Source organism: Lysinibacillus sp. VIII_CA, assembly GCF_049943995.1.
In the GTDB taxonomy this organism is placed as follows: domain Bacteria; phylum Bacillota; class Bacilli; order Bacillales_A; family Planococcaceae; genus Lysinibacillus; species Lysinibacillus pinottii.
In genome coordinates this window covers 1-3,730 of the sequence record NZ_JBNFXM010000046.1, presented here as the reverse complement: position 1 = coordinate 3,730, position 3,730 = coordinate 1, and the positions used below count along the sequence as shown (strand labels likewise).

The following is a 3,730-nucleotide window of genomic DNA, read 5'->3' as shown; positions in this document are numbered from 1 at the left end:
TTGGAAGAAACACAACAACTCCAAGTCCAAAGCCGTCTAATTCCCAACCATCACAAAATGGCTCGAATAAAAAGCCTGCTGAGGATAAGGGTACGGATAAAAATACAACTAGGGTATTAAAACAAGACGAAGCTATAGATGTGGCAAGGAAGAAGCTTGCGCAAGAACGAGCAGAACTTCTTAATGGTAAATATATAGATCCAAATACAAATGATATCCATATTCCACATGTTATAACTGCTGCTGTTGATATGAAAACTGGAAAAACTTATACTGGTTATAATGGTGTTGGTACAGATTTAAGAACGGGAAATCCTAGATTCAATCCGACAGCATCGGATTTACACGATGATACTAAAAAGTTGGTGGAAAAAACTAAACAGAGAGCGATGGAAAAAGAAGGTAAAGATAGTTTTGAGAGATGGGAAGTAGAAAACTGTGCAGAAATTCAAGCAGTAAATCAAGCTTTTAAGGAAGGAGCAAAGCTTGAAGATATTATCTTGAGCACCATCTCTACGAAAAATGGTAAATACAAGGAAATGTGTGGGAATTGTAAAGTGACATTTGAGGAGTTTATTGTTGATATACCTTTTGGTAAAAAGTGAGGTTTTTAGAATGGAAAAACTATCAATAAAAACAAAAAAAATATTAAAACAATCAGGGTGGACACCAGAGCGAAAAAAAGATATTAGTTCACAAGTAAAATATTTAGAAGATAAAGGATATATAGTTTTCGATTGTGTAAAAGAGGCACTAGAGCAATTTGGTGAATTAAAGTGTATCTACGAATATAATGGAAAATTGGATGATTTTGTGATAGATCCGGAGGAAGGGCTGGGGGATTTAGACAGAAGACATTATAAAAGATATGAAGTTATAATAGGTGAGGATTTGGTTGTAATTGGTACTGCTTTTAGAGATAATGCAGTATTGTATATGTCTAAAGCAGGGGAAGTTTACGCAGTACGAGATGATTACTATATTTGGAAAATTGGTTGCGGAATATATGAAGCTCTCAACAATTTATGTGAAGGGAGAGAGTTAAAAGTAATACATGAAGAGCATTTAGAAAATTAAGGTGATAAGTATTACCTAGCGCTGAATGAAACCGTTAATTACACATAACTCATGTAATACACTTATGAAGATTTCGTCCTTTCATTTTTTCATTTGTACGCATATTAATGCGTGAATTTTTCACCTGAATAACGGTATTCCATTACAAAAAGCAGGTCGATTGTGGTTAGATAACTCCATGATAGACCTGTTTTTGTTATCTTCGTTTTTTTGAAGATTTTTCAAGAAAAGGGATGTATACTATCCAAGCATGAAAAATTACTGGAATGATGCAAAAACAAAGTTGGTTCAATTTATATTAATCAAAATTATTATGCATGGGTACCAATGGATGCAAATGTTGGAGAGATGTATGAAGTTATTGTTAAAGATGAAAAGTAAATTTATCAAGAACAGTAGGAACCATCTGAAATTGATAAAAAATATGTTACTACACAATAAGAGTACGTTAAATTGAATGAATGATAATATGGTGGTAGCTGGGAAAGACAACTGCCACCATTTTTTTAGATCAGTCTGGTTTTATAATTTAAGGGGACGGTTAAAGACAGACCATAAAGGGCTTAGATATCTATCTTAGGCTGTATTAATATACTAAACTTCAATTAACTGAAACTTTTAGTTTTTAAAGGCTTATTATTTGAATCAACAGTCTATGAAGGTAAGCATACACACAAGATTGGTTGCAATGAAAGCTATAGAAGACTGCTATAATTAGTAACTCGATTCATATTTACATACGAGAATGACAAAGCACTTGGCGATAAACAAGGATATAAATAGTTTTTTTAATTGTGTACAGTTAAAGATATCCTTGAATTTGAATTAATAACTCATGAAGGCTGGACCATCAAGGAGTACTATGTAAACAGTTGTCTAGGAAGAAAAGTGTGAGAATTAGGCGAGATGACATTTTACATGCAGGAGGTAGTTTTGTATGGAATAGTGACTAAATAAACGATAATGACAAAGCTCGTGGCGATGAACAAGAATATAAATAGATTTTAATTGTGTACAGTTAAAGATATCCTTGAATTTGAATTAATAACTCATGAAGGCTAGGCCATCAAGAAGTGCTCTTTTAACGCTAATGTAATAAGAGAGAGAATAGGCGAGATGACATTTTACTTACAAGGGACCTCTGTATGGGTGGCATAAGCACGAAACACACGAGATTAAACAAGCTAAAGGGTTTAAACGTTACACTTGCCAAGTAGTATAAAAGATGTCATACTGTCGATATAAAAATAACTTATAAAACTTGCAAATATTAATAAACTTAGAAAATTTATAAACTTAAAGCACTTGATTGTCTATAACAGGCGACAAGTGCTTTTTCATGTTTAAATACGTAAATTGTAAAGATTGCGCTTATTTAATTAGTGTACTAAGTGTTAAATTTTATACAAGTATTAGCATACAAGGGGAAGAACAGGCGATGGAAATAGAGGTTTCGATAGATAAGTTCGTTATAGATTATAAGGATGTACCACATTCAGCATTTTTACGTGTTTATATGTTGGGGGTGAAGAAATATCAAGTGAAAATGAAGATTTATAGTGGAACATATAGCTATGAATTGCACATGCGGAAAAGTGACGATGTATACATTCATCTATATTTTAAAAACTTTAGAGAAACAGAAGGCCACTTACATACCCTAAGGATTGAGACAAGGCCAGAGCATTACTCACATTTCAGAGAAATACTAGAGATGATAGGAAAGCGGGCAAACCGAGTAGAATTTGTGAGCTGTGATGTAGCGTATGATATACAAACTGGTTTAGAAAATATAGTGGTGATACCGACAGATGCACGGAGGAATATGACACACTTTGATACAACGCGATATTTTGGTAGAAGTGACCAGCGTAAAAGGAATGGTTATTGTAGGATGTATGATAAAAGACTAGAGTTAGCAAAGGTGTAATCCACCTATACTCAGAAAGAAATGTATGCTTGAGTTGTAAAAATGTACTAAAATCATTTAGTAGTGATTATAAAAATATTGAATTATATATCTATGAAGCCAAAGAAAATATGTATAAATTAAAGAATGGTAAAGTTATGGAAGATTAATAAAATGATAGGTGATAATAGTGGAAAAGAATTTTATAGTACAGTATGAGTTAGAATTTCCAAATGAATATACAAGCGATCTAGTTAAGCAAGTAGGTGAAATTATGGAAATACCAACCAATTTAGCAAGAGAAACCAAGTTTGAAAATATTCAAGATTTTGAATCCGAATCAGAGATTATTCGCATAATGACAAAACCGGAAAACTCTAGTAATTTCATTTTAGTGAAATTTAGTAAAGTAGATTGGTACTATGCAATTGTAATAAGATGTAATCAAAGCGTACACGAAAAAATTAAGCATGTATTGATGGAATTAAATGAAAACATTATTGAAGAGTATGGGGATTCTCCTTATGATTCAATTGAGAATGTTTTTCAAGTAGAGATAACCTATTGTTAAAATATGCAGAAAGATTCAATATACCTATATAAAAATTTTGAAAGTAATCAATTTTAGATTTAATTAAGAATTACTCACAGACCTCAATTGACCTCAATTCCGCCCTAGACATGATGGGGATGATCCCTGTTGGTGGGGGTGATGCTTAATGGGTCTATTAGGATTAGCAGGAA

Annotated in this window: 4 protein-coding genes and 1 pseudogene; all 5 read left to right on the top strand. The window is 32.5% G+C overall.

All coding sequences use genetic code 11. From position 1 onward, the window contains the following. Nucleotides 1–605, top strand: a pseudogene (locus ACP3VS_RS23940) (hypothetical protein); the annotation flags it as partial. A gap of 10 nt (nucleotides 606–615) precedes the next feature. Next, nucleotides 616–1,077 carry an SUKH-3 domain-containing protein gene (locus tag ACP3VS_RS23935; protein WP_012295132.1) on the top strand — a complete coding sequence of 154 codons (462 nt, stop codon included), beginning with the start codon at nucleotides 616–618 and terminating at the stop codon, nucleotides 1,075–1,077. Nucleotides 1,078–2,416: 1,339 nt separating this feature from the next. Beyond that, entirely contained in the window at nucleotides 2,417–3,007 is a 591-nt protein-coding gene (locus tag ACP3VS_RS23930) for a hypothetical protein (RefSeq protein WP_426390233.1), read from the top strand. Between the two features lie 29 nt (nucleotides 3,008–3,036). Next, nucleotides 3,037–3,156 carry a hypothetical protein gene (locus ACP3VS_RS23925; protein ID WP_237068811.1) on the top strand — a complete coding sequence of 40 codons (120 nt, stop codon included), beginning with the start codon at nucleotides 3,037–3,039 and terminating at the stop codon, nucleotides 3,154–3,156. 20 nt (nucleotides 3,157–3,176) lie between these two features. Then, on the top strand, nucleotides 3,177–3,557 hold the full coding sequence (locus tag ACP3VS_RS23920; protein WP_426390231.1) for a hypothetical protein: 381 nt from the start codon (nucleotides 3,177–3,179) through the stop codon (nucleotides 3,555–3,557). Nucleotides 3,558–3,730: the final 173 nt, after the last annotated feature.

Coding starts and splice junctions, on each gene's coding strand:
- ACP3VS_RS23935 (WP_012295132.1), top strand. CDS start 616: ATGGAAAAACTATCAATAAAAACAAAAAAAATATTAAAACAATCAGGG.
- ACP3VS_RS23930 (WP_426390233.1), top strand. CDS start 2,417: ATGTTTAAATACGTAAATTGTAAAGATTGCGCTTATTTAATTAGTGTA.